The following is a 26,562-nucleotide window of genomic DNA, read 5'->3' as shown; positions in this document are numbered from 1 at the left end:
TGAAAATTTCGTCGTCTTAAAAACCATTATCTTTAACTCTATTGAAGTAGAATAAGTTCACTTCAGGACTAAAGTTATGAAAACCATCCTCTCTTTTCTGCCCGATCACAAGCAAGCCGAATTAAAGGCCATAGTGGCGGCTTTGATCCCAAGGTTTGCGGAGATTGAGATGATCATTTTATTTGGGAGCTATGCACGTGGCACCTGGGTGGAAGATAAATACATGGAGAAGGGCAATACTTACGAGTACAAAAGCGATTACGATCTGCTCATCATCTTAAGTAAGAATGGCCATGCGAATAGCGATAGTGTTACGTCGGGAATTAGCAACAGATTAAACGAATTAAAGCTGGCTACACCAGTGCATCCTATTTATCATGGGATGGAATTTGTAAACAACGAGTTGCGCGAAGGTTCTTACTTTTTTGGAGACATTAAGAAAGAAGGCATCCAGCTGTTTACTAGCAACCGTTATACCCTTGAAGACAAGCGCGACATGAGCCCTGCAGAAGTACAGGCAAAAGCACAGCGTGATTTTGATAATTGGTTTGAGAGCGCGAATGAGTTTTTTATGCACTATGAATTTTCAATGCAACATGCACAATTAAAAAATGCAGCCTTTCAATTACATCAGGCAACTGAACGTTACTACGGCGCCATTCAGTTAGTGTTTACCGGCTACAAACCCAAAACACATAACATTGAAGAACTCGGCAATCTTGCCAAAGCCTGCAACATGGAGTTTGGTAAAGTGTTCCCGCAAGCCTCGGCCGAAGAACGCCAGCGCTTTGATCTTTTAAAGAAAGCTTACGTAGATGCCCGTTACAATATGGATTATAAGATCTCTAAAGAAGACCTGGAGTATTTGAGTGAACGGGTGCAATTGCTGCGCACGATGACGGAGGAGATTTGTAAGGGGAAGATTCAGAGTTTTACTGAATAGATTTTGCTTTTCATAGGTGAAAGTAAAATCTTGCAGAAGTGTCAATGAAAATACGCAGTTAAATTAATTTTGCATTCTTACTATGAAGCATCATTTATCTTAGTGATTATGTGATTGAATACATAACTGGAATTTTGCTGAAATCTAATGACTTTGTTTTGTAAGTCGACTGAAAGCTCTAAGCGAGTGTTGTTGAATTGAGCGTTAAATTCCGGGCTATTTGTAATCAGTTCGCGCAACTCAACTTGATAAGCATCTAACATTTTTTTATGAATACTATACCGTTGATCTAGTAGATTCAATAGGTCGGCCGCCTTTACATTCATCAACTTGAACCATGGCACTACGGTCTTAGGAGCAATAGAATTGCCATATAGTTTGGAAAGAAATTCCTTGTATTCATCCCGAATGTTTTTAACCTCAGAAATAAAGTGATCTTTTAATATTCGCCGATTAGTTGCTCTACTTTGAATAGTCAATACAACCCAAAGGCCTAAACCAGCGTTAACAAGAACCCCTATGATATTAATCCAATCGGAGGCTTCAAGCCCACAAAACGTTGGATTTTCTACACAACAGCAGGCAATTCCCATACTTTCTCTTGAATAGTTTTATCAATCATTCTAAACCACGGAGCATGTTTAATTGTTACTTTAGGACTTTCCTTTTCTAATCGCCTTCTCTCCCATTCTTTAAACGTTTGCGTTTCTATCATTTCCTTCCAATGTGGCTCTTCCTCTGATATAATTTCAACATATTTTTTCACATTCTCTAACGAAAAATCATATACAAGATTACCGAAGGCTTCATCTAAAAATGAAGATGCGTAACCTCCTGTACCATCCAAGTTAATTTGCACCGTTTCGCTTTTTTCAAAGCTATCTTTAAACTCCTTGTTTAAAACAACATGGTAAAATTCTTCGCCAGAATGTTCACTGATATTGCAATTCCTCAAACCCGGATATTCTGAATAATTATTAAGTATGCTAATTATCTTCATGATTTTTTTACTATAACTTTATCAATACATTCCTTTGTAACTTCCCATTGATAGAATGTTCCTTTCAATCTCGGTGCGCCCCTCAAAAATGTTGATGATTCACTATCCTCACCAAAGTACAAAATTACATTATTAGTGACAACAATCAAATTAAGAATATAACCCATTTCCGAATTGTACTTAACAGCAGGAAGACCTTTATTACGATTTATTTCCCTCGTCCTGGACCCATATTTCTGCTCAAATGCACCATTAAGTATCTCGTGCTTTTCCTTTAACGTAAACATATCTTTGATTCCGGCTAAAGGCTTTCTATATAAAGTTTCCAAAATGCCCCGGCCTACATCAGTAACGGTAAAGACCACCTTATCTTTTTCATACATTACTCCGAGCAGCCATTGCTTACATAGAGAATCTGAGTGCTCAATTGCATTACCGCAAATTTCAAGTAAAATTGTTTTTACTGGATTAAAATGTCTACCTACGCCCGTGAGATGTTTTGACACTTCTTTAATAAGTTCTCCTATCCGAATATTATCTGAGTCAGTGAATTTATCACCACCTTTCTCAAATACGAAAACATCTGAGGGAGTAAATTTGGTGAATTTCCTTTGATTATCATCATACATGCGATTCAAAAAACCCGAATCTACAATGATTTTTTTACAGGCTGGGTTTCGAGGCAGTAAGCCACGCATAGCGATATTTCTAAATGTAAAATCTTCACATATAGCACTTAAAACACTAATTGTAGCATAATCAATATGCTCTATATCACTCATGGATATAACTAAAAACCGTATGTTCTTAATTAAAACTTGATTTTTTTCATCCCTCACATCCCTAAAAAAACCTAAACATTGTTCAGTGTTTGTTAAAAGCCTAAAGTCTCTTGGTGCTATCAGCGGAACTGGCTCCGCTTGTCGTTGGTAACCTATTGATTTCTTTCTTTTGATAGGAGCATAATTCTTGCTTTTGAGTTCGATTTGAATCTTCTTTAGCTTTTTTTTATGCCAATCTTTATATTCTTGTGTGGTATATAGTTTTTTCATAAAGACCTGATCACCACAAATAATTAATTATGTTAATCATTAAAATGCTTTTCTGTTACAGCGTGGATTATTTCATCAAATGTAGATTATTTAACCGCGAAAAAATGGGCGGTAAACCGTCCGTTTTGGCTTATTTTACCCTATTTTTCTTTTTCCACTACTTTTTTACAAGGTTATCGAATAAATCTCCATTCCAACTCCCCAATACTAAGTAAATCTTCTCCCTATTTTTAAGGAGATCTATTTTCTAAAATTTTTATCTTTACACAAATTCATAAGCCCACGATCCCAGGATATCGAAACATCTAAAGATCAAGCTTATGAAAACCAAAGACCTTCCGCATACTGTGCTGGCGTCACTTACCAAAACAGACAAACGTTCGCTGCCTTATCTAAAACAAATTTTAAGTCCACTAGAGCTCTCTGCGCTCCGGCACAATTACCAGCCTTTTAATTATAAGTTTGAAGGGCACTTCATCTATATTTCCGGCAGGGCCTGCAAACAACTTTTAGAAACAACAAAAACGCAGCTTAGTTTTTTTACCAACCAGGTAGAAAAGCAGCGGTACATGCGTAGCATTCCGCGCAAACACCGGGAAGTTTTTGAAGACCCGGCACAGGTATTAAGTCTGCCACCGCATTTGAGAAACAAGCTGTGCAATCTGCAAATTTATACCCTGCTGCGCATCATGATCCTCGGCCGAAGTTATTTTGAAAACCACAAAGCCTTTGGGAGGAAGTCTATAAAGGTGCTGGAAGAGCTGTTTGAAAACTACCACTGTGGACACTTGTTCAGATAGTCTTATAGATCTTACTGGTTAAATTTAATCAGGAGCAATTAAAGTCTGTTGAGGATCATCAAAACCAGTGACCCAAATCACTGCGCCGGAATACGCTTAGCTCTAATTTTGTGATGTAAAAACTCATTAAAATTAAGAGCTATGAAAACCAACGAACAATTACAAAAAGAAGTACAAGACGCCATTAAATGGGAACCTCTGTTGCATGCAGCAGAAATTGGTGTAATTGCCAAAGACGGTGTGATCACTTTAACCGGCACGGTAAATAGCTATGCAAAAAAATCGGAAGCGGAAGCTGCTGCAAAAAGCGTAGCGGGTGTAAAGGTGGTTGTTGAAAAGATCGAAGTGCAATTCGACTCTCTAAAAAAAGTAGACGATAGCACTATTGCAACGAATGTACTCACCGCTATGGAATGGAACTGGAAAATTCCAAATGAAAAGATCAAAGTAAAAGTTGAGAAAGGCTGGATCACCCTCGATGGTGAAGTAAACTGGAACTTCCAGCGTGAGGCTGCAAAAGAAGCTGTAAAAAACATAAACGGTGTTATGGGCGTTACCAGTAATATTACACTTAAACCGGAGTCGCACGACCTGATAGAAAAACGCGAAGTGGAACGTGCCCTTGCACGTAACTGGGCTATTAATTCGGAAGATATTGAAGTGAGCGTAAAAGGTACAAAAGTAACTTTAACGGGTACTGTAGGATCGTGGTACGAGAAAGAGCAGGCCGAACGCATTGCCTGGAATACCAAAGGCGTGTGGAACGTGGATAATGAACTGGTAGTGGATTACGATTACTCGTTAATGGACTAATAATAACCAAAGCAACCCAAAAAATGCTGTTGGCCGGACCTTGAAGATTTGCTCCAGGGCCGCCAATGGCTTTTTTTATTTCTATTTTCTCAAAAAAAAGAAACGCGTCCGAAAGCTTTTACGAAAAGAATATCTCACGGTAATAGAAATTCACAAAGTTTTTTTAAACTACTTACTGATGCACGCAGCAATACCTCCGCGCTCTGGCAATTTCTAATACTATTTTTATCCAATGACGGGGATCATATTTTTAAGTGACGGAAGTTAAGGCTTCAAAGCAGATTCATCCAGAACTTTGGGACATGAATCAAACACTCATCAGAACCGGTTTTACCATTTTCTTTTTTACAAGTATATTCCTGTTAAAGGCTCAGAAAATTTCCTGCGATACCAACTCTTGTATCAAACACACGGCAGGCAGGTACGAGATAGAACTGGTAAAAAAATGCGGTAACCGCCTCCATGTATATGTAAACGAAGTTAGCGGCAAAGCTCTGATGAATACGATCATTATAGGTTACATAGCGTTCTACTACAAGGGGGGCACAATGGCAACGGAAGATCTTTATCAATATCCCTTCAGTAATTATCTGGAAGCGGAAATTCCCCGTACTGGCTTTTATAATTTTAAGGTTTCGCTCATTATAAACGGAGAATCCGTATCTGCTTTTTTTGACAATGAATGTACCAGGAGAACGCTGGCAGATCTGGAAAGCGGCTACCCTGGCCAATAGCGATTAGTAGAACAAACGGCTATCCAAAAGAAGCTGATGAAAGTCATGTTTAGCAGTGATGTATTTCATGCCAGGCTTGACTAAAGCAGGATACCTTTATCGAGCACCCGGCTATGTTTTAGAAAGTTTTAAATCCTATGAAATCAACACTCCACATTTATTCTCTCTACGATCTTTCAAATCCCCACTTCAGCAAAGTAACTTTATACACAAAAGACAATAAAGAACTGAAAGGCCAGTTTGTGCAGTTTAAAGTAGTTAAGGACTCTCAATTTGAATACCTCTATCCTGCAGAGAAATATTGTTTTTTGCCCGAAGAAAAACAAGAAGCTTTCTGGGCGATCCATAATAAGAGTAATGGCGAATTCACTGAATTTCCAGCTTCGATCCTGCAATTCGGACTGGATGATATCGCACGTATTAGCATTGAACCTCTCCTTGTTGTATAAACGCTATGAGATCTGTTGGAATTTTAAAATTTTGTTTCATGACACTGTGCAGCCTGTTCTATTTTACAGCCTGCAAACAGGATAAAGAAAAACTCAAGCCTGTTTTAGGCAGTGTATCAGAATCGGTGTATGCTTCGGGTACCATTAAAAGCAAAGATCAGTACCAGGTGTTTGCACAGGCCAACGGCATTATTGAACAGGTGTTTGTGAAAGAAGGAGATACCGTAAAAAAAGGGCAGCCTCTTCTATTTATATCAAACGACATCCAGCGTCTCACAAAAGAAAATGCCGAGCTGGCCGCAAGGTTCTCTGATCTTGCCGCTAATAAAAGCAAATTGATAGATGCCCGTGCTTTTTCAGATCTCGCCAGGGAAAAAATGCAGAATGATTCTTTGCTATATACACGCCAATTAGCGCTATGGCAGCAAAACATAGGCACCAGAGTAGATCTGGAACAGCGTGAACTGGGCTTTAAAAATTCGAGAACCTCTTATTACTCGTCGCTGCTGAAACTGGAGGACCTGCAACGGCAATTAGAATTTGCCTCATTACAAGCGAAGAAAAATTTACTGATCACAGGAACTTCTGAAAACGACTATACAGTTCGCAGCGAATTAAACGGCATCGTATACAGCCTCAATAAAGTAAAAGGAGAAATGGTAAGTATGCAGACTCCGTTAGCCATTGTGGGTGATGCTTTCACTTTTATTCTGGAGATGCAGGTGGACGAATATGACATTGTAAAAATAAAAAAGGGCTTACCCGTTCTAGTTACGCTTGACAGCTATCGCGGACAAGTATTTGAAGCACAGGTAACACGCGTTTTCCCGCTGATGAACGAGCGCAGTAAGACCTTTATTGTGGAAGCCGAATTTACAAAAGCTCCGGCGATCGTTTACCCGAATACAAGCTTCGAGGCTAATATCGTGATCAGCAGGAAAAAAAACACCTTGCTCATTCCGCGGAATTACCTGCTTAACGACAGTACGGTGATAAAGCGTAACGGACAAAAAACACAGGTAAAAACAGGCTTGAAAGATTACCAGGTAATCGAAATTCTGACAGGTATTTCTAAAGACGAAGAACTTGTAAAACCCGACTAATGAACCTGAAGCTCAGTTTTGATATTTCGCGTTCGTTATTGCTGGCCCGCTGGCGGCAAACGCTTGTGGCTGCTATTGGTGTTACGTTCAGCATTGCCATGTTCATTACCCTGCTGAGCTTTATGACGGGGTTAAATCAGTTGCTTGATGGCTTAGTTTTAAATCGTACTCCGCATATCCGTCTTTATAAAGAGGTACAGCCCTCCGCGTTACAACCTGTTGAATTGTCCAAAACTTATTCCGGTACCCATAACTTTATTCGCTCTGTAAAACCTAAAAACGAACAGTTGCAGATCAGGAACAGCGCAGTTATTCTGAAAACGCTGCGGGAAGATAAACGTGTATTAGGCATTGCTCCAAAAATCAGTTGTCAGGTATTTTACAACCTCGGTGCTGTTGACTTACCAGGCACAGTAAGCGGTATTGATCCTGAAGCCGAGAACAGACTTTTTAAATTTAGTGAGTATGTTACTGAAGGGCGTTATATAGATCTTAAAAATATTCCGAACAGCATTATCCTTGGAAAAGCCGCGGCCGAAAAAATGTTAGCACAGCTGGGAGATGTAGTGCAGGTAACAACTTCCCGTGGCGAACGTTTTCAGTTGAAAGTAGTCGGTTATTTTCAATCGGGATTGCAGGAACTCGATAAGATACAGAGTTATGTATCGCTTGTTACCGCTCAAAAACTTCTGGGAGAGCCTAACAGCTATGTTACAGATATCCAGGTGAAGCTGAAAGATATTCTTAACGCACCGGCGATGGCGCATGAGTACCATCAATTGTTTGATGTGGAAGCACTCGATATTAATACAGCAAATGCGCAGTTTGAAACCGGAACCTTTATCAGGACCCTCATTTCGTATGTTGTAGGCATTACGCTTTTAGTGGTGGCTGGTTTCGGAATCTATAACATTCTGAACATGATGATCTATGAAAAAATGGATACCATAGCCATTTTAAAAGCAACCGGTTTTTCGGGCAAGAATGTGAAAGCAATTTTTATTAGTATCGCGCTTACCATAGGAATCTTCGGGGGTGCGCTGGGGCTGCTGCTCGGACTTGGCGCCTCTGCGCTCATAGACCTCATTCCTTTTAACACAGAAGCACTTCCTACCATTAAAACCTATCCGGTTAACTACAGCCCTGTGTTTTATATTATTGGCGGAGTTTTTTCAGTGGTCACTACTTATTTCGCGGGTTATTTTCCGTCGCGCAAAGCGAGCAAAGTAGATCCGGTTATTATTATCAGGGGAAAATAAAATGAACAGCAAAGTCATCGAAGCGATAAATATCTGTAAGGAGTTTCACGATCCAATTACAGTACCTGTATTGAAAGACATTTGCTTTTCTATTGATAGAGGGGAGTTTGTGTCGGTGATCGGGAAGTCAGGCTGCGGAAAATCTACACTCCTTTATATACTTTCAACAATGGATATGGACTTTAGGGGGGACCTGAAAATAGATGGTGTTAGCATGGTGGCTAAAAAAGAGGAAGAGCTGGCGAGGGTAAGGAACGAAAAAATAGGTTTCGTGTTCCAGTTCCATTATTTACTGAATGAATTCAGTGTACTGAAAAATGTGATGCTTCCTGGTTTAAAACTTGGGGCTTTCTCAGAGAAAGAAATTGAACACAGGGCATACGAAAAACTGAAAGTACTCGGCATTGAAAGCGAAGCGCTGAAATTTCCGAACCAGCTTTCGGGCGGGCAAAAACAAAGGGTGGCCATAGCGCGAGCTCTTATTAATGACCCGCTCATTATCATGGGTGATGAACCCACCGGTAACCTCGATAAAAAAAACAGTGAGATCGTGTTTCACATTTTCGAAGAGCTGGCGGCTAATTATAATCAATCGCTTTTAATTGTAACTCACGACAATGATTTTGCCAACCGCACCAAACGGATCATTGAAATGGAAGACGGAAGGGTTATAAAACAATAATTAGAAAAACAGCCTGGTGCGATCAGACTCTTTTGTTTCCGGCCAATTCCCGTCCAGTAGTTGGCGGGTCATGTACCAAAAAAGTTTTGTGGCTTCATTGGGCTTAGCCGCAAAGTCAGAAAACGCCATTACATTTTCAATAAACAAGGATTCGATAATGGGCGAAAACTGAGCGGGATTAATGCTGTTGAAAGCCATGTTCCAGCTTTCAAAGGCGCGGCCTGCCGCAAATTCTTCTGCTATAAGCTGAACATTTGTATGCCGCTTATCTTTACGGATGTTTGAAAACAGGCTCTGCACAACATTTTCCTCTCCTTCCAAAATCTGTATAAACTCGCCATTGTAATATAAAAGACATCCGGTAATGCTATGGGTTTTATTAAAGGCTCTGGAGGTACTGAGAATAGACGCAATATCGTCTTCCGATATATTCGCATTTGCTTCGGAACAATAGATCAACTCAAACATTTTTTTTTAGTCTAATAGTTAGGTGAAATTACTTTGTTTAACAATGTGATTCAAGTTATAAAGCATGATGTATTTCATGTTAATGCATGAGAGATATCATCTGATAGATTTAGGACGCACTTACCTTTGAATTTAGGAAGCGGGAAAGGTAATTGCAAAGACGTCCCGCAGATTAGTATTTGCAGAAATCATCAGCCATAATTTAAAATTACGTCCATGTGTTTTTCCGCCAATGCAAGTTTTGGAGCAGGTATTGTCCTGGTAACAATCGGAGTGGCCTCCATCAAAAAAAGCCAACACAGTTCTCAATTGCTGTTTGCAAGCATACCCCTGATCTTCGGAATACAGCAGATATCTGAGGGCTTTGTGTGGCTCTCACTCACGTATCAAGGCTGGAGCTTTTTACGGTGGCCTATGACTTATACATTCCTGTTTTTTGCGCAGATAGTCTGGCCCTTTTGGGTACCCTACTCAATTTTGAAACTGGAACGAGACCGAAAGCGAAAACAAATAGAAAGGATACTCACCGTTCTTGGGGCCAGTGTCTCTTTGTACCTGGCGTACTGCCTCATTTCTTATTACGTGGAGGCAAAAATTCTTGGGCTGCATATTTCCTATCAGCAGGATTATCCCGCCGGGCTCAGCCGCTATGGAGGCGTATTGTACGTCATTGCTACCATCGTACCACCTTTTTTCTCGGGCATTAAACGCATGTGGAGTGTGGGCATGGCGATCCTCATCTCCTATATCATCACCGCTATTTTTTACGAGGATTATATAGTTTCCGTGTGGTGCTTTTTTGCATCTGTAATAAGTATTACTGTATTGGCCGTGATGCATCAAATCAAAAAATCTTATGTTCCTGCAAATTTGGTTCAGGCACTTTAATATTAATTCATTTGTCTCATTAAAACGGATCATTGATCCTTCACGGATTAAACCCGCTAACTATTAGCTAGTGTATTAACTCAATTATGAAACGAAATTCCAATTCTTTGAAATTAAAGCGGCTGCACATTGACGCGCAGATAGAACACATCGTGTTTATGCCTAAGGATTGCCCCATACATAAATCTGAGGGATTTTCATCACTTAACCGCGTAAAAGTAAGGGTGAATAAAAAAACGCTGATCGCTTCGTTAAACATTATTGATAACGGCATATTAAAAGAGGGTGAGGCTGGTTTATCGGAAAGCGCCTGGAAAGCCTTAAATGCCCGGGAAGGCGACCTCATTCGGTTTTCACATTGTGCGCCGGTAGACTCTATGAAATACGTTCGGGGAAAAATGTACGGCAAAAAGCTTTCCGAAATTAATTTTAAGGAGATACTGCAAGATGTTGTTGAAGGCCGTTACTCGAATGTGGAGTTGTCTGCATTTATTACGGCATGCGCAGGAGACAACCTCAGTCTGAAAGAAATTACTTTTTTAACGAGAGCCATGGTAGGTTCGGGTCGTACTTTAACTTGGAACAGTAAAATAGTGGCTGACAAACACTGTGTAGGTGGTCTGCCCGGGAACCGCACCAGTCCAATAGTTGTAGCGATTGTAGCTGCTGCCGGAATCAAGATTCCAAAAACATCTTCCCGCGCTATCACCTCACCTGCGGGAACAGCGGATACCATGGAGACACTTACTTATGTTGAACTGGACACTGCTAAGATAAGGAAAGTGATTGCCGCCGAAAATGGCTGCCTGAGCTGGGGAGGTACTGTAAAACTAAGCCCTGCAGACGAAATTCTGATCCGCATCGAACGCGCTCTCGATATTGACAGCTACGGCCAGATGATCGCCTCAGTACTGTCTAAAAAAAGTGCAGCGGGATCTACGCATGTGGTGATTGACATTCCGGTTGGCAAAACAGCAAAGGTGCGCACAAAAGAAGATGCTGAAAAATTAAAATATTATTTTAAAGTAGTGGCTGCCTCGCTGAATCTAAAAGTAAAAATTTTGATCACTGACGGTTCGCAGCCAATAGGGCGTGGGGTAGGGCCCGCGCTGGAAGCCCTGGATGTACTGAGTGTTTTAAAAAACGAAAAAGGCGCCCCGCAAGATCTTAAAAACAGATCGGTGATGATTGCAGGTGAGATTCTTGAACTTGTAGGCAAAGTGAGGTCGGGGAAAGGGTTCGCTGCTGCACTCTTGATCCTCGAAAATGGATCTGCTTACAAAAAGTTCGAAGCTATTTGTTTAGCACAGGGTGGCATGAAAAAACCAAAACCGGCGCGGTACAAAAAAGCGGTACGTGCTAATAGAGATGGAGTGGTAAAGGAAATTGATAACCGGCTACTTGCCAAAGTAGCTAAGCTTGCCGGAGCCCCTAAGGAACCAGGGGCAGGTGTAGTATTATTATGTCCGGTAGGCACACCTCTGAAAAAAGGAGACGTACTGTATTATGTTTATGCACAGGCCTCCGGCGAATTACATTATGCTTTGGATTATTTAAAACAGCAACCTGATATTATTACTATCCGCTAACATGGAACATATTTATTTCGCTTTTCCCGGTAACGAACAATTAACACGTGCATTGGCCCTTACTGCCAATTGCAGCACAGGAGCAATGCAAATGCGGCGTTTTCCAGATGAAGAAAGTTATATACGCATTCAATCAGACGTATGTGGCAAACATGTGGTAATGGTGTGTTCACTTTATAAACCGGATGAAAAAATAATGCCCATTTATTTTTTTTCAAAAATTGCCAGATCGATGAAGGCGGCAACGATCACATTAATTAGCCCTTACCTTCCTTACATGCGACAAGATAAAATCTTCCATCAGGGAGAAGGTGTTACTTCGGCAGAGTTTGCGAAACTTTTATCCTCTATGGTGGATGAGATTGTCACGATTGATCCGCATCTTCACCGTATTCATTCGCTAAAGGAAATATATTCTGTTAAAACCAAAGTGTGCAGCGCTGCCGAACCTATCGCTGCCTGGATTAAGACCCATGTGAAAAAACCTTTTATTATCGGACCTGACAGTGAAAGCGAGCAGTGGGTGAAACAGGTGGCGGCGCACTGCGATGCCCCTTATACTTTCCTGAATAAAAGCCGGGTTGGTGACAAGCAAGTGGAAATAGTTATTCCAGCTGATATTAACTTAAACGGTATTACTCCCGTTTTGGTAGATGACATTATTTCAAGCGCGAGAACAATGATTGAAACCGTTCTGCAGCTAAAAAAACGCAGTACTCAGGCGCCTGTATGCATTGGTGTACATGGCATCTTTGCAGGCGATGCTTACCAGGAGTTGAAGAACGCAGGAGCAGCACAGATAGTTACCACCAATACGATCGTGCATTCCAGCAACCAGATCGACATCAGTAGCTTATTAAAATTTAGTTAGCGTTTGATTTCCCAAGTTGGTCCTATGTTTATTTTTTTTGTAGTGGAAGTTTCATCCGCTAAGAAGAAAGGATATTACTAGCTGCATGATACTCGTTACACAGTCTTTGTATTCGTAACTGACCTGAACTTTTCAGTAATCTTGTTTTTCAATACCAATAATATGATCAATCCAAATTCCATCCTATAGCGATAAAGATGTTCTTTTGTGGAAAAGCGGCTGAGTGATTAAGATCATAGATGCTACTGAAATTCATCATGCTTCAGGACTTCTTTATACTCTACTTTTGATTGCTATAAACTAAATAAATAAGAAGATGGAAACAGCAACTGAACAAAAAGTATATATGCCAAGGATTGGCGAAGCCGCACCTGAATTTAATGCAATAACAACACAAGGGAACATAAATTTCCCTGCGGACTATAAAGGTAACTGGGTTATACTGTTCAGCCATCCCGCAGATTTTACGCCGGTCTGCACATCTGAGTTTATGACCTTTGCAAGCATGGAAAGTAAATTTAACGAGGCCAATTGCAAATTAGTTGGTTTATCTGTAGACGGCCTTTACAGTCATATAGCCTGGTTAAGAACTATTAAGGAGAAGATTGAATATAAAGGTATGAAGGATATTGAGGTGAAATTTCCCTTGATTGAAGACATAACTATGGAGGTAGCTAAAAAGTATGGTATGGTAATGCCTGGCGAAAGCAGTACCAAAGCCGTTCGCGCAGTTTTCTTTATTGATCCCAAGGGAATTATTCGCGCAATAATTTATTACCCTTTAAGTCTTGGTCGCAATTTCGCGGAACTTTATAGAGCTTTAATTGCAATGCAGGCGGCAGACGCCTTCTCCATTGCAACACCTGCAGACTGGCAACCGGGCGACGATGTAATCATTCCAACAGCCGGATCTTGTGGTGTAGCAAAAGAACGAATGGAAAGCAAAACGGAAATGACCTGTCATGATTGGTTTTTTTGCACAAGAAAAATTGATAAAATCAAAATCATGGACACCGTGTTAAATAAAAAAAGTGAGAGTTTATAAAATACTTTTGCCATAATTAAACCATGAGAAAATGAATATGCAACTCATACCATTTTCAACTACTTTAACAGCTGCGATATACATGCGCGGCAAACAACTAAACATGAAAATTATCTTCAGCATTCTATTGACCCTGTTTAGTTTTTTGTCTTTTAGCCAGGGACATCAGGTGGATAGCACCATATCGGGAGGACCGGTAGGCATGACCGTTGATCAGTTTAACCGGCGCATCAAAACCACCAACAAACCTTTGTTAGTTTACTTTAGTGCAAATTGGTGTGTGGTGTGTAAAAGGCAGATGCCCGTGCTTAAGCAGGTGTTTTCAGAAACCGGCGCTGATGCAGAACTACTCTCCATTACTATGGAAAGCAATCCCCTTATTGCAGAATATTTTGAGATAGATGCTTTGCCAGCTCTTATCTTATATAAAGATGGCACTATGGTATGGAACCGCGTGGGCTTCCAGGAAAAAGAGAAGATCATGGAACAGCTAAAGTATTTTATAAAAAGATAATGATCCCTTTAAAGGAATTTAAAACCTTACGCGCCATGAAAAATAATCGCAGGTTATTGATCTCTTTTTTTCTCGTCTTGATTTTTTGCCAAAACTCAATGGCTCAAACCCCAGTAAAGGATTCTACACTTGCAGGTATTTATGCATCTTACGATGATTTTACAAACGGAAGGCTGTCCTACCAGATAGATTGCAGCATGGAAAAACAAAAAATCAGGTTGCATGATTTTATGCAGAAGCCTTTTGTAGAAGTTTTTTACAAAGGCAGAAAGATCAAATTATTTAAAGATGAACTTTTTGGTTACCAGGATTGCAAAGGAAACATGTTTCGGTTTTACTGCAACCAGGAGTTTCAGCTCGCTGAGATAAGGGACTTAAGCATTTATTTTTTGGAAGAGAATGTATCTAACGGCACTTCTTTTAATAGCGAGCGCATTTTTTATTTTGCTGTAAGACCAGACGGACCTCTGTTGCCTTTGACGCTGCAAAACATAAGGAGCACTTTTTCAGGCAATCAAAAATTTCTGCAACTTGTGAATTGTAACATACAGACCGAAAGAGATCTCAGTGTTTATGACGATACACGTAAGACATTCATGGTTAATCATCTCTATGCTTTGTCGCAGCAGCCCTAAATGCAGTATATCATCTCTACCAGTGACCTGGATCATTTACCCTGGAAGATCTGCGCGGTATTTTTACGCTTACAATTAATTGTAACCGGAAATTTATAATTTAAAACCAACCCTTATGAAAACCTTCAAAATGTTGCTCCTCATTACTACACTGGTTGTGTCTCTTTCACAAACAAGCCATGCACAACTAAGTGCCAATGCTATTTTTACAAACAACGAGCTGGTTTGGTACGGCCTTGATTTTACCGGTGCAAAGTTCATCGGAAAGTTTGACGATGGCTTCGACAGTAAACCCACCAGCGCCAACGAACTTATTTCTTACTACGTACCCGCATGGAACCAACTCGTGCTGGATGAGCCGAGAAATTTTGATCTTAAAAACACCTTTCGTAAAACCAGTATTTTTTATGAGATACAACCTGTTGCGAACTTGAATTCAAAAATAAATCCAGAGGGCATTCTCACCTACAACAGTTGCATGCTGCACAAGGATCAGCTTGGCGCCATGGTTTCTGCCTATCCCGAAGGAAGCCGGAAAGACGGCCTGGGACTGGTTCTTATTGTAGAAAGTTTTGATAAATCCTACAGGAAGGGAAATTTCTGGGTGGTGTTTTTTGACATCAAAACACACAAGATCCTTTTCAGCGACTATTGCTCGGGCGCACCTTCAGGTTTTGGTTTAAGAAATTACTGGGCTGGTTCTTTAAAGCATGTTTTAGCTGAAATACGTTTCTTTCGCTATGAGATGTGGAAAACAAATGTATTAAGAGACAGCAGGCTAATGGTTATAAAGTAAAAGAGATCCATGTTACAACTGATAAAACATTCACATGACGAGGAAGAAGAGGTTCAGGAACAGAACGCGGCATCGAACATTAGTTTGTGGGTGGATTGCTATGACGACATCTTCTCCGACTTTGATCTCCGGCCTTACACTTCCCGGAACATTTCAGATGATTTTCTTCGTGAGCTGAGGAAACTCTCGCATGAAACAGACTCTCATATTGACGAACTCAGACTGCTTTTGCCAGAGAGGGCCAGGGACAAAACATCAGAAACTATTATTACCAAACGTCTGCACGGACATTTTATTAAGAACCTTCATTATTTTCAAAAGAAAAAAAAGACGGAAGGAAAAAAGGACGTGATGCTGAGCCTGATAGGCATTTTTATGATGGTGTGCGCCGGTTATATTTCGTCTATGAAATCGCAAACAGTCTCGCTGCATATCTTACTTGTTGTCTTTGAACCTGCAGGCTGGTTCCTTGTCTGGATCAGTATGGAACATCTCATTAACACTACACGAAAGGAAAAACCTGAAATTGAATTTTACTCTAAAATGACAAAAAGTAAAACTGTTTTCCTGAACACCTGATGTGTTGATGTTTAAGATCACTGGGGCATGTGACCGTCGTCATTCTTATGATTTTATACGGCCATTATCTTTGTTCTATAATTCATAGATGTTTAATTTAAAAACCAATTTATTATGACGCTGGTAAAATCAAAACCAAACGGGAACGGGAGTTTGTTCCCAAGACTTGTCAACGATTTTTTTGACAATGATTTTTTTAATTACGGACTTGCCGACTTTAATGGCAACTTCTTTAAAAATAAGCAAGCCTTTGCGCCTTCTGTAAACATTTCAGAAAACACAAAAGACTTTTCTATTGAGATGGCGGCGCCCGGTCTTGAGAAAAAAGATTTTAAAATTGAAGTCGAAAACGGTTTACTGACAGTGAGCGCAGAGAAAAAACAGGAAGAGAAAGAGGAAAAGAACAATTATTGTCGCCGAGAATTTTCATATCAAAGTTTTTCACGTTCTTTTGTTGTACCTGACAATTCGTTGCCGGATAAAATAGATGCTCATTACCAGGATGGCATCCTGAAGTTAACGCTTCCAAAAAAGGAAGAGACGATAGCCAGCCTTAAGAAAGAAATTAAGGTAGCTTAATATATTTTAAAGCCTGTTTAAAAGACAGGCTTTTCTATTTCTGCCAGCTATAAACTTTAGCCAATAAAATACATAGAAATTCAAAACAACTTAATGGATAGACAGAACAGGAACCATTATTTAGATAGTTGAAATAGGGGTGGAGAGGAAAAATTGTAATCCAAATTAATCAGTTACCTCGCATGCAAAGTGTTGTGTCCCGCCATGATGAGAATAGAGGAGGATAGAAAAAAGTGAACCATCGCCTTCACGGCTTGAAAATTCAATTGTTCCGCCGAGGAGATTAATATAATTTTTAACCATGTTAAGGCCTAGTCCTGTACCTTGAATGTACGATACGTTCTTAGCCCGATAAAACTTAGTGAATATATTTTTTTGATCCTCTGCAGGAATCCCAATTCCCCGGTCCCTCACCTGAATATGAACCTCCTGTTTTTTCACATCTACAGTCAAATCAATGGCAGCATCGGAGTATTTGATCGCATTCGATAAAAGATTGTGCATAATGTTTCGCAGGATCTTTTTATCCAGAAGCACGTGCGTTTCACCGGCATAAGTGTAACGAATCACCTGATCTTTTTTTAAAATCTCACTGAATTCATCGATCGTGTTCTGCATGAGCTCATCCAGGTTAAAGATCAGTTTTTCTGACTTTATATTGCCCTGTTCCAGTTTTTCAAGTGAAAGAAAATCGTCAAGAATATCTACCAGGTGCATAACCGAAGACTTGATCCTTAAAAAGTGTTTTTCACGTTTATCCTGTTGCTCTTTCTCTTTGTATTTTTCAGCAATGGCCGCGCTGGAAAGAATAGCGCTCAGCGGCGTGCGGAACTCATGAGAGGCCATAGATACAAAAGCGTTTTTCATCTCATTTGTTTCATTCGCTCTTTGGAGAGCATGTGCCAGTAACACTGTACGCTCTACCACTTTTTGTTCCAGCTCTTCGTTAAGTTTACGAAGCTCTTCTTCCACTTGCTTCCGGCCTGTGACAACCTCTGAAAAAATAACGATCCCTCCGATGGCGCCAGAATAGGTGTACCATGGACAAAGCTCCCAGCTCACCCATTCTTTTCTTCCATCTGATCTTTCAAAACTGTCTTCAGTACAGTGCAATGTTTCTCCGTTGAGGCCGCGCCTGTGAATTTCTTTCCAGCGCCCTGGTATATCGGGGAACACTTCGTAGTGCGAAAGCCCGATGATATTATCACTATTTAAGTGGTAGTCTTCAATCCAGCGTTTACTGGCGGTAAGATAACGCATTTTCTCATCGAATACGGCAACAGCAGAGGGCGTGTGTTCTACAAACAAACGAATACTCTGCTCTTTCATTATTAGTTGTTCGTGTTCACGGAACTGGCTTGTAACTCGGTTAACAAAAACAGTCATTACTTCGGAGCCATTGTATGTATAACGACTTACAGAAACATGAACAGCAACTAGGGAGCCGTCTTTACACAAAGCCTGATGGTGAATTCCCTGGGTGTTGATCTTTGCTGCAGGTCTTTTAAACAGGATCTCCCTATAACGGATATTTTTACTATGGAATCTTTCCATGACTAATTTCTCCACCTTAAACCCTGTTAACTCAGCAGCCGTATACCCAAATAATTTTTCCGCGTAAGGATTTAAATATTCAATGCAGCCCATTTCGTTCACAAGAATAATCCCAACAGACGCACTGAGGAACATCTGGGCAAAAGCAGTCTCACCAGGCGAGAAAAGATGTGTTGTTTGTGTCATGTCTGTATAACCAATAACAAGATAGTGGAAACGGAATCCGGGGTTTAGTATCAAAATTAGAAATTAATTAAAGTTCCTGCCCTGATCTAAATCAGCTTTGAGGCGGAAGACTAGTAATAAATATCAAGTATTTTTAGTTCGATGGCTTGTACAATAACCATTAAGAATAAGTGATCTGAATCATTGCTGTAAGCTTACTCATAAAGCATCTTTTACAAAAACGATCAATGAATCTTCCAAGAAATGCATAGGGATTTGCCTTATTTATTTTGTGAAGTGGTGTTTCTCAAATGGCATCCAATAGCTCAGAATGTACTATTGAACTAGCGGAGTGTGCGCATCAGCTTGATCATTTTACCAGACCAGACTAAACGCTTTTTCAATAAACTGTGTTTGTGACAAAGATCACCTGACCACGTGAGCAAAATTATGTGAGAAATATACTTACCAGATTACTTTTGATCCATTAATCAAAGCTAATGACAACAGCCACACAAAGAAACCCCGTTGAGTATATTATTAACGGCTTAAAAACAGCAGCCGCAGAGCTGGAAGAACTGCAGGTTCAGATTTCGCTTGGTAAAGCTGACGCAAAGGATGTTTTTGAAGATCTCAAAAAATCTCTGCATATACGTGCACAACAGTTAAAATTAAAGATCCGTAATTTAAAAACGAATGAGGACGTACTTCCACTAATAAATGCTTTACAACATTTAGAGGTGCAGCTCGCCCTTGGGCTTGCTGAAACAAAAGAAGCATTTGAAATACAGCGAAAGAGTATAGAGAGAAGCCTGTCTGAACTCGAAAATCAATTAAGACTGCGCGCTCCCGGCCGGCAAGTTGCTAAAATGCAACTTGAAATTGAGAAGTTCACCGCGAAGCTTCAACTGTTATCTTTAAGTTACCAGCTTAAGAAGATCAAACTGGAGTATGACCTCAAACAAAAGAAAGAAGATTTTGAACAAAGACTGAACACCTTAAAAACAAAACTCTTAATAAAAGAAGCAGGTGTTAAAAATAAATGGCAGCACTTTAAAGATGAGATCAAAGACGCATTCAGCGATATGAAGTTTTCTTTTTTACCAATGGATTAGTTCATAAACCATCATTAGAGCTTATTTTATGAGAAAAGTCTTATTCATTTTCTACCTGTTAATGCAAATTTCTACGCAGGCGCAAACACACGCTTGTGACGCAAATACATGCACACGCAAGCGAGCCGGAAGTTACCAGATAGAAGTGTCCGGTTGTATAAATTACATGGATGTAACTATTTACCATAAAAACAACAAGCCTCTGGCCGGTACCGAATTAACAGGCTATGCAGAGTTTTATTATCCTGATGAAAGTTGCCTGACGGAAGAACTTGCTCAATTTGCACGCACAAACTCGCTGAGAGTTAAGGTACCTTACCCGGGTTTCAACAATTTTAAAATAGCACTTATAATCAACGGCCAAACTGTTTATGCATTTTTTGACAATGACTGTAATTTACGTGCCACCCTGCAAAAGAAATGAAAATACTTTTAGTACCAACCGATTTTTCCCATGAAGCAGGCGCTGGCGTAGAATATGCCGCCACACTTGCCAATACCGGTGATTTTAAAATCCTACTTCTTCATGCTTTTGACCTTTCACTTGCTGATGTTCTTTATACCCGGATAGTGCCGGCAACCCATTCCTTCAAAGACGCCGCCCATGATGGCCTGGCTTCCACGAAAGATTTAATCAGCAGAAAAACGAAAGCTAAAATTGAATGCCTCTTTGAGGAGGGTACTCTTATGGACGCGATCCATAAAACGGTAAATGAACAGCAACCCGATTACATTATTATGGGAACGCGCGGGGCAAAAGGACTTAAGAAATTATTTGGCGGCAGTAAGACTTCGCAGATTATTCGAAAGGCACAGTGTCCTGTTATTTCTATTCCTGAAAAGGCAACCTTCAAAGGTTTAAAAAAAGTATGTTTTGCCTCCGGCTTTCACCGCGACGATATTGAAGAACTACGCTCGGTTGTTGAACTGGTAAGACCTTATCAGGGTATTATAAAAGTTGTGCATGCCGCAAAACCTGATGAAGACCGGATTGAGCAGGTGATGTATGCATTCGAAAAAAACATAAGAAAACAGATTTCCAATTCTCATTTTGATTTTGAGGTAATTCAAGGGATGCAATTGCAGGAAACTTTAGAGCGGTATCTTGATTCAGAACAGCCTGATCTGTTCGCGATATCTACCCGTAAACGCCAATCCATTGAACGCATTGCCGGACCAGGCATTAGTGAAAGCCTTTCGCTTGAATGCCGTTACCCGATCCTTATTTTTCACCAGGCAACACCTCCGTTGATTTTTTGACAAAGATCAACAAAGCTGGTGATAAGGATCATTTCCATCTGCCCTTTGTTGGTTTTACTTTGTATAAAAATATGAACCAACAAGAGCATAGTAGTAAAACCAAAACCTTAGTTGCAGGACTGTTGCTTGGCATCATAGCAGGCAGTATTCTTGGGATTGCTTTCGCTCCGGCCAAAGGCAGAGATACCCGACGCAAGCTGCGCGACTTGTTTTCGGAATTAAAAGATGAGCACTGTGAGCATAGTAAAAAATCAGAGGTAAAAGATGAAGCTGACCCTGAAAATGACAGACCAGTATAAACAACAAGCATTTATGGAATTGATAAAAGAAGAACGACTTAATGAATTCGTTAGCCAATTAAAAGGCTACTCGTCTACAGAACTGGAACTGCTTAAATTACGCAGCGTAGAAAAAATTGCTTCGGCTGAATCTTATCTGTTGGCGGTACTTTTGCCATACAGTATATTTATGATTGCTCTTGTATTTTTAAGTATTGCAGCTGCCTTGTATCTCTCGCATCTGCTTGGAACTACTAGTTGGGGATTTGCACTGGTCGGCGCTTTCTATCTTTTAATAGCTGTAGTGTTTTTTCTTTTTAAAAACAGACTTGCAGGGGGAGCGGTTCAAAATAAGATCATTTCAATTCTCACAGCAGACATTCCTCAATAACACCAGCATGACAAGGCAAATAAACACTCGCAAAGAGCTGATAGAAAAAATGCGGCAACTTGAAGATTCTCAAAAAGAACGAGAAAGGTACCTGGTTGCTGAGCTAAGAAATACGGTGGCTGTGGTTTCCGATCCCGCACCCTATCTGCAGGAACTGGTAAGCGAGCTGGCAAAAGACAAGGATTTCAGAAAAGACCTTTTGAGAATAGGCTTAAGCGCAGCAACTAATTACCTGGGTAAAATCATCCAATCTCCAAAAACAAGTGACGCTCTGCTGTCTTTACTTTCTAAAAAAATGAGTAGCGAAGATAAAACGGATGGAGGCATTCCGAATTATCTGAGAACCATACTTTCAATATTTAAACCTGCTAAACACGACTAAAATGAAAACGCAATCCGGAATCTGGATAGACGGAGCAAAGGCATTTGTGATCACTTTTTATGATGGAAAAGAAACCATCCGTGAAATTAGTTCCAATGTTGAAAACAACAGCCATCACCCTGGCCATGAAGGAGACAAAGGCACCTTTATGGGTATTCATCATCTGAATCACGAAGCTACCTTCGCACATCGCAAAATGCGCCAGGAATTTCAATTTCTTGACGAAGTAATAGCTGAAGTAAAGAACGTGAATGAGATTTTCATTATGGGCCCATCGGGCATGAAAAAAAAGTTACAGGCAAGAATGGTAGCTGATAAACAAATGCAGCCTAAACTGACAGGTCTTATAACCACAGACCATTTGACCTTGAACCAATGCGTAGAAAAAGTAAAAGATTTTTATAAACTCTAACACATTAAATCATATACCCATGAAACTATTAACTACAGCCACAGAAAAATTACTTCTTGAGCAAGCCCTGGAAGCGTTGCACCAGCAATGCAGATCATGGATCAACCAGATTGCCCTATGGGAAGATGAGAAAAAATTCTTTACGGATCTGATCGCTACAAAATTGCTTCACACAACAGAAGAAGAAAAAACGGACATTAAAAACCTGCTTGAGAGGATAAGCAGCGAAGAGCTCGTGTCTTTGAGAAAAGAACTGCTGGACCACGAAACCTTTTTGTACACTTTACTTACAAAGCCAGAGAGCGAAGATGAACGGGATTACCGAAATCAACATGAACTGCTTAAAGACAAATTTCAACACTTAGACAACCACCTCCGTTCTGTAAAGAAATCTGTGTTTGCGCTGGTTAAGGTGATCGACCATAATTTTTTGAATGGTAACAAAACCTTACACACTATTTATGAAAGACGCGCTGTACGAAAATACAAAACCGCTAAAGTAGAGAAACACTTAGTTCAGGAGGTTCTAAAAGCCGCTGCTATGGCGCCATCTGCTATTAATCGGCAACCCTGGAAATTTTACGTGCTAAGTGATAGCGCGAAACTGAAAAGTTATTCGCATGAAACCATTAAAGCTGCCGATAAAGTGTATCACGACCTGCTGTTGGGATTACTAAATGAAGAAGACCCGGTTTACCATGGCGCCCCTGTAGTTATCTTTATTACTGCACCAAAAAATCATACATGGGCTGGTGTGGATATTGGACTGTGCGGCCAGAATCTAATGCTTGCTGCCAAATCTTTGGGCTTAGATACATGTCCTGTTGGCCTTGCAAAATTCATTGAGAATACACCGGTTTATTCTCAACTGCGCATTCCAGATTCCGAACAAATTCATCTTGCTATTGTGTTGGGCTATGGTGACGAACAACCGGCAGCCCATGAAAGGAAAACAGATAACATTCTTTTTTTATAGTCATGGATCTCAGTGGGAAAATTGATGTTGTTGAGAATATCTCGGAACAAGCTTTCAGGAAAAATTACCTGAACCTGCAAAAACCTTTGGTTATGAAAGGTCTCGCCTACAATGAAGTAGCAGGCAGAAAATGGTCTATACCCTATTTTAAAAGTACAATGGGCGAATTTGCTATCGATGTATTTGACAATGGCAATAAAAAAACAGCCGGCTCTGCTTTTACAAAACCAGATCTGAAAATGAAGTTCAAGGATTTCCTCGATGTGATATCCAAAGATGAACCCAGTTCACTGCGCATGTTTCTGTTTAATTTATTTAAGTATAACCCGGAGTTAAAAAAAGAATTTCCCTGCCCCCGTTTTTTCAGAGGTCTCCTTTCGGGTATGGCTTACATGTTCTTTGGTGGAAAAAACACGACTGTTCGCATACACCAGGACATTGACATGTCGCATGTGCTGCATACGCATTTCGGTGGGCGAAAACGGGTTGTATTAATAGCACCTGAATATTCAACTTTGCTATACCGCCTTCCCCTCAATACTTATTCCCTGGTTAACCTCGATAAACCCGACTATAAAACCTATCCTGCTTTGCAATTTATAAAAGGCGCCGAGGTGATCCTGGAACCAGGCGACAGCATTTTTATGCCAGCTGGTTACTGGCACTACATGACCTACCTGGAAGGAAGTTTTTCTGCGAGTTACCGCAAGCTTCCAAATGCGTTGTATGTACTCTGCGGCATCCGGAACCTTGTGATCTTTTTACCACTTGATAAAGCCTTAAATAAATTATTAGGTAAACACTGGCTCGGTATCAAAGTGAGAATAGCGAAGAAAAGAGCGGAAAGGGTGATGAACAAAAACAGGATGCCGTATTTTGACGATGCCTTAGGTATCTAAAAGTTCGTTGGCGGATTTACGCCCTTTATAATTTTTTTGAAGATGAAGTCAATCATTTCTTTAAATGACCTCTATCATATCCACGCGAAAAAAAGGAGCCTAACTTTGATGGATGCGGACTATTTTGGTTGTAGAAGATAAAGATGAATCACGTGAAGATACCAGCGCACTCCTTAAGATAGCCGGCTTTCGTGTTGTTACTGCTACCAAAAGTGATGAAAGCTTTCAGCAAACCATTACACATCATCCTGATCTTATACTCAGCGACCTCGTGATGCCAAAAGCAGGAGGAATGAAATTACTTGAGACCAAAAAAAAGATTAAGACGATCAGTGGGATTGCCTTTGTATTTCTCTCTGCTGGCTCAGCATCCATTCAGGATAACAAGGAATATAAAGCGGACGCTTACATCAGCAAACCTTTTACATACAAGCAACTGCTAAAAACTATTAATCACTTTCTTAAATTGAATTAAATGTTCAGCATGAAGCTGGATCGTATGAGGTTGGCCCTTAATTAATCTTTTATCTATTTGTTATGACCCTCACATTTTTCTGGCATTTTCTTTTTGGCATCGCCTTGTTTCTTTACGGCATCATTCATTTGGAAGATTCGGTAAAACAAGTGCAGGTGCGTTCTTTTAAGTTGCTATTGAAAAAATACACCAAAACCAGGTTGCGGGCCATTGTCAGCGGTACATTTCTCACCAGCCTCCTGCAAAGCAGCTCTGTGGTGAATTTAACGCTCCTCTCTTTCGTTGGGGCCGGCACCATCAGCTTAACAAATGCACTAGGCGTAATCCTCGGATCTAACATTGGGGGTACTTGTAACAGCTGGCTGATAGCACTACTGGGTTTTAACGGTCTCGGCATCCAGGCACTCGCCCTGCCGCTTGTGGGAATATCCGGCATTGCAATGATCCTTTTACGAAATAGAAAAAACTATCTGCAACTAGTCAAGATCAGCATGGGCCTGGGGTTTCTATTATTCGGACTGGATTACATCAAACAGAGTACACAACCCCTGCTGGAACAACTTAACATACCCGCTTACCTGGACAATAATCTGCTTATTATTTTGCTCGCCGGCTTAGCTATTACGGCCGTAGTTCAAACCAGCGCCGCTACCGTGGCCATTGTATTAAGTTCTTTGTATGCGCATGTCATTCCATTGCATGCAGCCATAGTCGTGGTGCTGGGAGCAGAACTTGGTACAACTTTAAAAGTTGTATTAGCATCCATGAATGGTATTAAAGCTCAGAAACAATTATCCTTCGCTAACGTGGTTTTTAATACAGGGAGCACTCTTTTCGGTTTTATATTCCTTGTTCCGATCGTCACATTTATCAAATCTATTGGTTTTGAAAATCCCATTCTTATCCTGGTTTTTTTTCAGACTTTCATTAATGTTTTTTCTGCGTTGATCTTTGCATTCTTCCTGAACAGATTTGTGAGTTTCCTTGAGCGTTACTTTAAAAATAAAAAAGAGCAGGTAACACTTTATATTCAAAATAGTGTGCCGGGTATCTCTGCTGGTATACCGGAGTTGCTCGAAAAAGAGGTTCTTCTTTTTATCAGGAATGTCATTGCACTAAACCTGGAAGTACTTGGTGAAAATGTGCCGGTGGCGGAGCATACGGATTCAACATTTCAGGGTTTCAAAAAGAATGGGCAGACCAGGCGGATTGATAATTCTGAAAAATATACACTCCTTAAACAAGCCGAGGGTACGGTTATCGATTTCTATTCAAAGTTAGATACTAACGGCATTTCCCGCGATACCATGACACAGATCAACCAACTGATGTCCGCATTAAGAAGCGCTATGTATTCCGCAAAGGGAATGAAAGATATAAAGCACAATCTGCAGGAATTCAGAAATTCAGGAAATGATGAAAAATTTAATCTTTATAATTTATTCTGCGACCAGCAAAAACATTTTTACCTGGAACTTCTGTCCATTCTTCAGGACAATAGTCAGCCGGAAATTTTAAAACGACTAGGGGCCATACAGGCCACTTCAGAAAAGGACTATACCAAAAGAACGCAGATGACATTTGAAAGGGTAACCAACAGTCAATTAAAAGAAATTGAAATTGCAACGGTGTTTAATATCAGCAGAGAACTTTTCTCGGCCGGTGAGTCTGCTTTGCTGGCTGTTAAAGAGGGTATGCTTGATGCTAGCAGCGCAAATTTAGCCGGCAATACTTCATCTCCTTACGGGGAAGCATTTCAGACGGAAAACGAAACAGCTTAAAACAAAAAGCCAGCCTTACGAGGCTGGTCTTATATTCGTGTAAAGTACGGATAATCGGAGGACGTCAGTGATTTA

General features: G+C 40.3%; 33 protein-coding genes. 28 read left to right on the top strand and 5 right to left on the bottom strand.

The window, feature by feature from the left end:
* The first annotated feature begins 76 nt into the window (after positions 1–76).
* Positions 77–943, top strand: a complete 867-nt coding sequence (locus CNR22_01775) for a hypothetical protein (GenBank protein ID PBQ30549.1) — start codon at positions 77–79, stop codon at positions 941–943.
* Between the two features lie 80 nt (positions 944–1,023).
* On the opposite strand, the gene CNR22_01770 is transcribed toward CNR22_01775, so the two are convergent.
* Genes CNR22_01770 through CNR22_01760 form a run of 3 tightly spaced genes read right to left on the bottom strand, consistent with a single transcriptional unit; the run spans position 1,024 to position 2,995 of the window.
* Entirely contained in the window at positions 1,024–1,536 is a 513-nt protein-coding gene (locus CNR22_01770; protein ID PBQ30548.1) for a hypothetical protein, read from the bottom strand.
* Positions 1,512–1,943: a hypothetical protein gene (locus tag CNR22_01765; GenBank protein ID PBQ30547.1), complete on the bottom strand. Its 432-nt coding sequence runs from the start codon at positions 1,941–1,943 to the stop codon at positions 1,512–1,514. The genes CNR22_01770 and CNR22_01765 overlap by 25 nt, the downstream gene beginning before the upstream one ends.
* The gene (locus tag CNR22_01760; GenBank protein PBQ30546.1) at positions 1,940–2,995 is read right to left on the bottom strand and encodes a hypothetical protein; all 1,056 of its coding nucleotides are present in this window, start codon (positions 2,993–2,995) and stop codon (positions 1,940–1,942) included. The genes CNR22_01765 and CNR22_01760 overlap by 4 nt, the downstream gene beginning before the upstream one ends.
* Positions 2,996–3,315: 320 nt before the next feature.
* On the opposite strand from CNR22_01760, the gene CNR22_01755 reads away from it, so the two are divergent.
* From CNR22_01755 to CNR22_01725, 7 genes are all read left to right on the top strand, one after another.
* The gene (locus CNR22_01755; GenBank protein ID PBQ30545.1) at positions 3,316–3,795 is read left to right on the top strand and encodes a hypothetical protein; all 480 of its coding nucleotides are present in this window, start codon (positions 3,316–3,318) and stop codon (positions 3,793–3,795) included.
* A 141-nt stretch (positions 3,796–3,936) separates the two neighbouring features.
* Complete coding sequence (locus tag CNR22_01750; protein PBQ30544.1) at positions 3,937–4,608, top strand: ornithine aminotransferase; 672 nt, start codon at positions 3,937–3,939, stop codon at positions 4,606–4,608.
* 254 nt (positions 4,609–4,862) lie between these two features.
* Positions 4,863–5,342: a hypothetical protein gene (locus CNR22_01745; protein ID PBQ30543.1), complete on the top strand. Its 480-nt coding sequence runs from the start codon at positions 4,863–4,865 to the stop codon at positions 5,340–5,342.
* A gap of 137 nt (positions 5,343–5,479) precedes the next feature.
* Entirely contained in the window at positions 5,480–5,791 is a 312-nt protein-coding gene (locus CNR22_01740; GenBank protein PBQ30542.1) for a hypothetical protein, read from the top strand.
* A gap of 5 nt (positions 5,792–5,796) precedes the next feature.
* Positions 5,797–6,894, top strand: a complete 1,098-nt coding sequence (locus CNR22_01735; GenBank protein ID PBQ30541.1) for an RND transporter — start codon at positions 5,797–5,799, stop codon at positions 6,892–6,894.
* Entirely contained in the window at positions 6,894–8,153 is a 1,260-nt protein-coding gene (locus tag CNR22_01730) for an ABC transporter (GenBank protein PBQ30540.1), read from the top strand. The genes CNR22_01735 and CNR22_01730 overlap by 1 nt, the downstream gene beginning before the upstream one ends.
* A 1-nt stretch (position 8,154) precedes the next feature.
* Positions 8,155–8,835: an ATP-binding protein gene (locus tag CNR22_01725; GenBank protein PBQ30539.1), complete on the top strand. Its 681-nt coding sequence runs from the start codon at positions 8,155–8,157 to the stop codon at positions 8,833–8,835.
* On the opposite strand, the gene CNR22_01720 is transcribed toward CNR22_01725, so the two are convergent.
* On the bottom strand, positions 8,836–9,303 hold the full coding sequence (locus tag CNR22_01720; GenBank protein PBQ30538.1) for a blue light sensor protein: 468 nt from the start codon (positions 9,301–9,303) through the stop codon (positions 8,836–8,838). It lies immediately after the preceding gene.
* Positions 9,304–9,519: 216 nt separating this feature from the next.
* Here CNR22_01720 and CNR22_01715 point away from each other — a divergent pair, with 216 nt between their 5' ends.
* The 9 genes from CNR22_01715 to CNR22_01675 all read left to right on the top strand — a co-directional run bounded on the left by CNR22_01715 (position 9,520) and on the right by CNR22_01675 (position 16,799).
* On the top strand, positions 9,520–10,191 hold the full coding sequence (locus CNR22_01715; protein PBQ30537.1) for a hypothetical protein: 672 nt from the start codon (positions 9,520–9,522) through the stop codon (positions 10,189–10,191).
* Positions 10,192–10,277: 86 nt separating this feature from the next.
* Positions 10,278–11,780 (top strand): thymidine phosphorylase, encoded by a 1,503-nt coding sequence (locus CNR22_01710; protein ID PBQ30536.1) that lies wholly within the window; start codon positions 10,278–10,280, stop codon positions 11,778–11,780.
* Position 11,781: 1 nt separating this feature from the next.
* On the top strand, positions 11,782–12,651 hold the full coding sequence (locus CNR22_01705; protein ID PBQ30535.1) for a phosphoribosylpyrophosphate synthetase: 870 nt from the start codon (positions 11,782–11,784) through the stop codon (positions 12,649–12,651).
* 316 nt (positions 12,652–12,967) lie between these two features.
* On the top strand, positions 12,968–13,696 hold the full coding sequence (locus CNR22_01700; GenBank protein PBQ30534.1) for a peroxiredoxin: 729 nt from the start codon (positions 12,968–12,970) through the stop codon (positions 13,694–13,696).
* A gap of 31 nt (positions 13,697–13,727) precedes the next feature.
* A complete protein-coding gene (locus tag CNR22_01695) occupies positions 13,728–14,210 on the top strand; it encodes a hypothetical protein (GenBank protein PBQ30533.1) in 483 nt (160 codons plus the stop codon).
* On the top strand, positions 14,210–14,845 hold the full coding sequence (locus CNR22_01690) for a hypothetical protein (GenBank protein ID PBQ30532.1): 636 nt from the start codon (positions 14,210–14,212) through the stop codon (positions 14,843–14,845). The genes CNR22_01695 and CNR22_01690 overlap by 1 nt, the downstream gene beginning before the upstream one ends.
* 115 nt (positions 14,846–14,960) lie before the next feature.
* The gene (locus tag CNR22_01685; protein PBQ30531.1) at positions 14,961–15,641 is read left to right on the top strand and encodes a hypothetical protein; all 681 of its coding nucleotides are present in this window, start codon (positions 14,961–14,963) and stop codon (positions 15,639–15,641) included.
* A gap of 9 nt (positions 15,642–15,650) precedes the next feature.
* Complete coding sequence (locus tag CNR22_01680) at positions 15,651–16,220, top strand: hypothetical protein (protein PBQ30530.1); 570 nt, start codon at positions 15,651–15,653, stop codon at positions 16,218–16,220.
* A 114-nt stretch (positions 16,221–16,334) separates the two neighbouring features.
* Entirely contained in the window at positions 16,335–16,799 is a 465-nt protein-coding gene (locus CNR22_01675) for a heat-shock protein Hsp20 (GenBank protein ID PBQ30529.1), read from the top strand.
* Between the two features lie 165 nt (positions 16,800–16,964).
* Here the strand turns inward: CNR22_01675 and CNR22_01670 are convergent, their stop codons facing one another.
* A complete protein-coding gene (locus CNR22_01670; GenBank protein PBQ30528.1) occupies positions 16,965–18,593 on the bottom strand; it encodes a hypothetical protein in 1,629 nt (542 codons plus the stop codon).
* Between the two features lie 425 nt (positions 18,594–19,018).
* Here CNR22_01670 and CNR22_01665 point away from each other — a divergent pair, with 425 nt between their 5' ends.
* From CNR22_01665 to CNR22_01615, 11 genes are all read left to right on the top strand, one after another.
* The gene (locus CNR22_01665; protein PBQ30527.1) at positions 19,019–19,633 is read left to right on the top strand and encodes a hypothetical protein; all 615 of its coding nucleotides are present in this window, start codon (positions 19,019–19,021) and stop codon (positions 19,631–19,633) included.
* A gap of 61 nt (positions 19,634–19,694) precedes the next feature.
* A complete protein-coding gene (locus CNR22_01660; GenBank protein ID PBQ30526.1) occupies positions 19,695–20,057 on the top strand; it encodes a hypothetical protein in 363 nt (120 codons plus the stop codon).
* Complete coding sequence (locus CNR22_01655) at positions 20,054–20,893, top strand: hypothetical protein (protein PBQ30525.1); 840 nt, start codon at positions 20,054–20,056, stop codon at positions 20,891–20,893. The genes CNR22_01660 and CNR22_01655 overlap by 4 nt, the downstream gene beginning before the upstream one ends.
* Complete coding sequence (locus CNR22_01650) at positions 20,839–21,192, top strand: hypothetical protein (protein PBQ30524.1); 354 nt, start codon at positions 20,839–20,841, stop codon at positions 21,190–21,192. The genes CNR22_01655 and CNR22_01650 overlap by 55 nt, the downstream gene beginning before the upstream one ends.
* Positions 21,158–21,562 (top strand): hypothetical protein, encoded by a 405-nt coding sequence (locus tag CNR22_01645; protein ID PBQ30523.1) that lies wholly within the window; start codon positions 21,158–21,160, stop codon positions 21,560–21,562. Before CNR22_01650 ends, CNR22_01645 begins: the two co-directional genes overlap by 35 nt.
* Positions 21,563–21,569: 7 nt before the next feature.
* The gene (locus CNR22_01640) at positions 21,570–21,944 is read left to right on the top strand and encodes a hypothetical protein (GenBank protein ID PBQ30522.1); all 375 of its coding nucleotides are present in this window, start codon (positions 21,570–21,572) and stop codon (positions 21,942–21,944) included.
* A gap of 1 nt (position 21,945) precedes the next feature.
* Positions 21,946–22,356 carry a hypothetical protein gene (locus CNR22_01635; protein PBQ30521.1) on the top strand — a complete coding sequence of 137 codons (411 nt, stop codon included), beginning with the start codon at positions 21,946–21,948 and terminating at the stop codon, positions 22,354–22,356.
* A gap of 19 nt (positions 22,357–22,375) precedes the next feature.
* Positions 22,376–23,332: a hypothetical protein gene (locus CNR22_01630; GenBank protein ID PBQ30520.1), complete on the top strand. Its 957-nt coding sequence runs from the start codon at positions 22,376–22,378 to the stop codon at positions 23,330–23,332.
* Positions 23,333–23,334: 2 nt separating this feature from the next.
* Positions 23,335–24,231 (top strand): cupin, encoded by an 897-nt coding sequence (locus CNR22_01625; protein PBQ30519.1) that lies wholly within the window; start codon positions 23,335–23,337, stop codon positions 24,229–24,231.
* Between the two features lie 112 nt (positions 24,232–24,343).
* On the top strand, positions 24,344–24,706 hold the full coding sequence (locus CNR22_01620; protein PBQ30518.1) for a hypothetical protein: 363 nt from the start codon (positions 24,344–24,346) through the stop codon (positions 24,704–24,706).
* A 62-nt stretch (positions 24,707–24,768) separates the two neighbouring features.
* Positions 24,769–26,487, top strand: a complete 1,719-nt coding sequence (locus CNR22_01615; GenBank protein PBQ30517.1) for a hypothetical protein — start codon at positions 24,769–24,771, stop codon at positions 26,485–26,487.
* Positions 26,488–26,562 lie beyond the last annotated feature (75 nt).

The sequence above is a fragment of the Sphingobacteriaceae bacterium genome (assembly GCA_002319075.1).
GTDB lineage: Bacteria > Bacteroidota > Bacteroidia > B-17B0 > Aurantibacillaceae > Aurantibacillus.
This window is presented reverse-complemented; position numbering and strand designations above follow the sequence as displayed.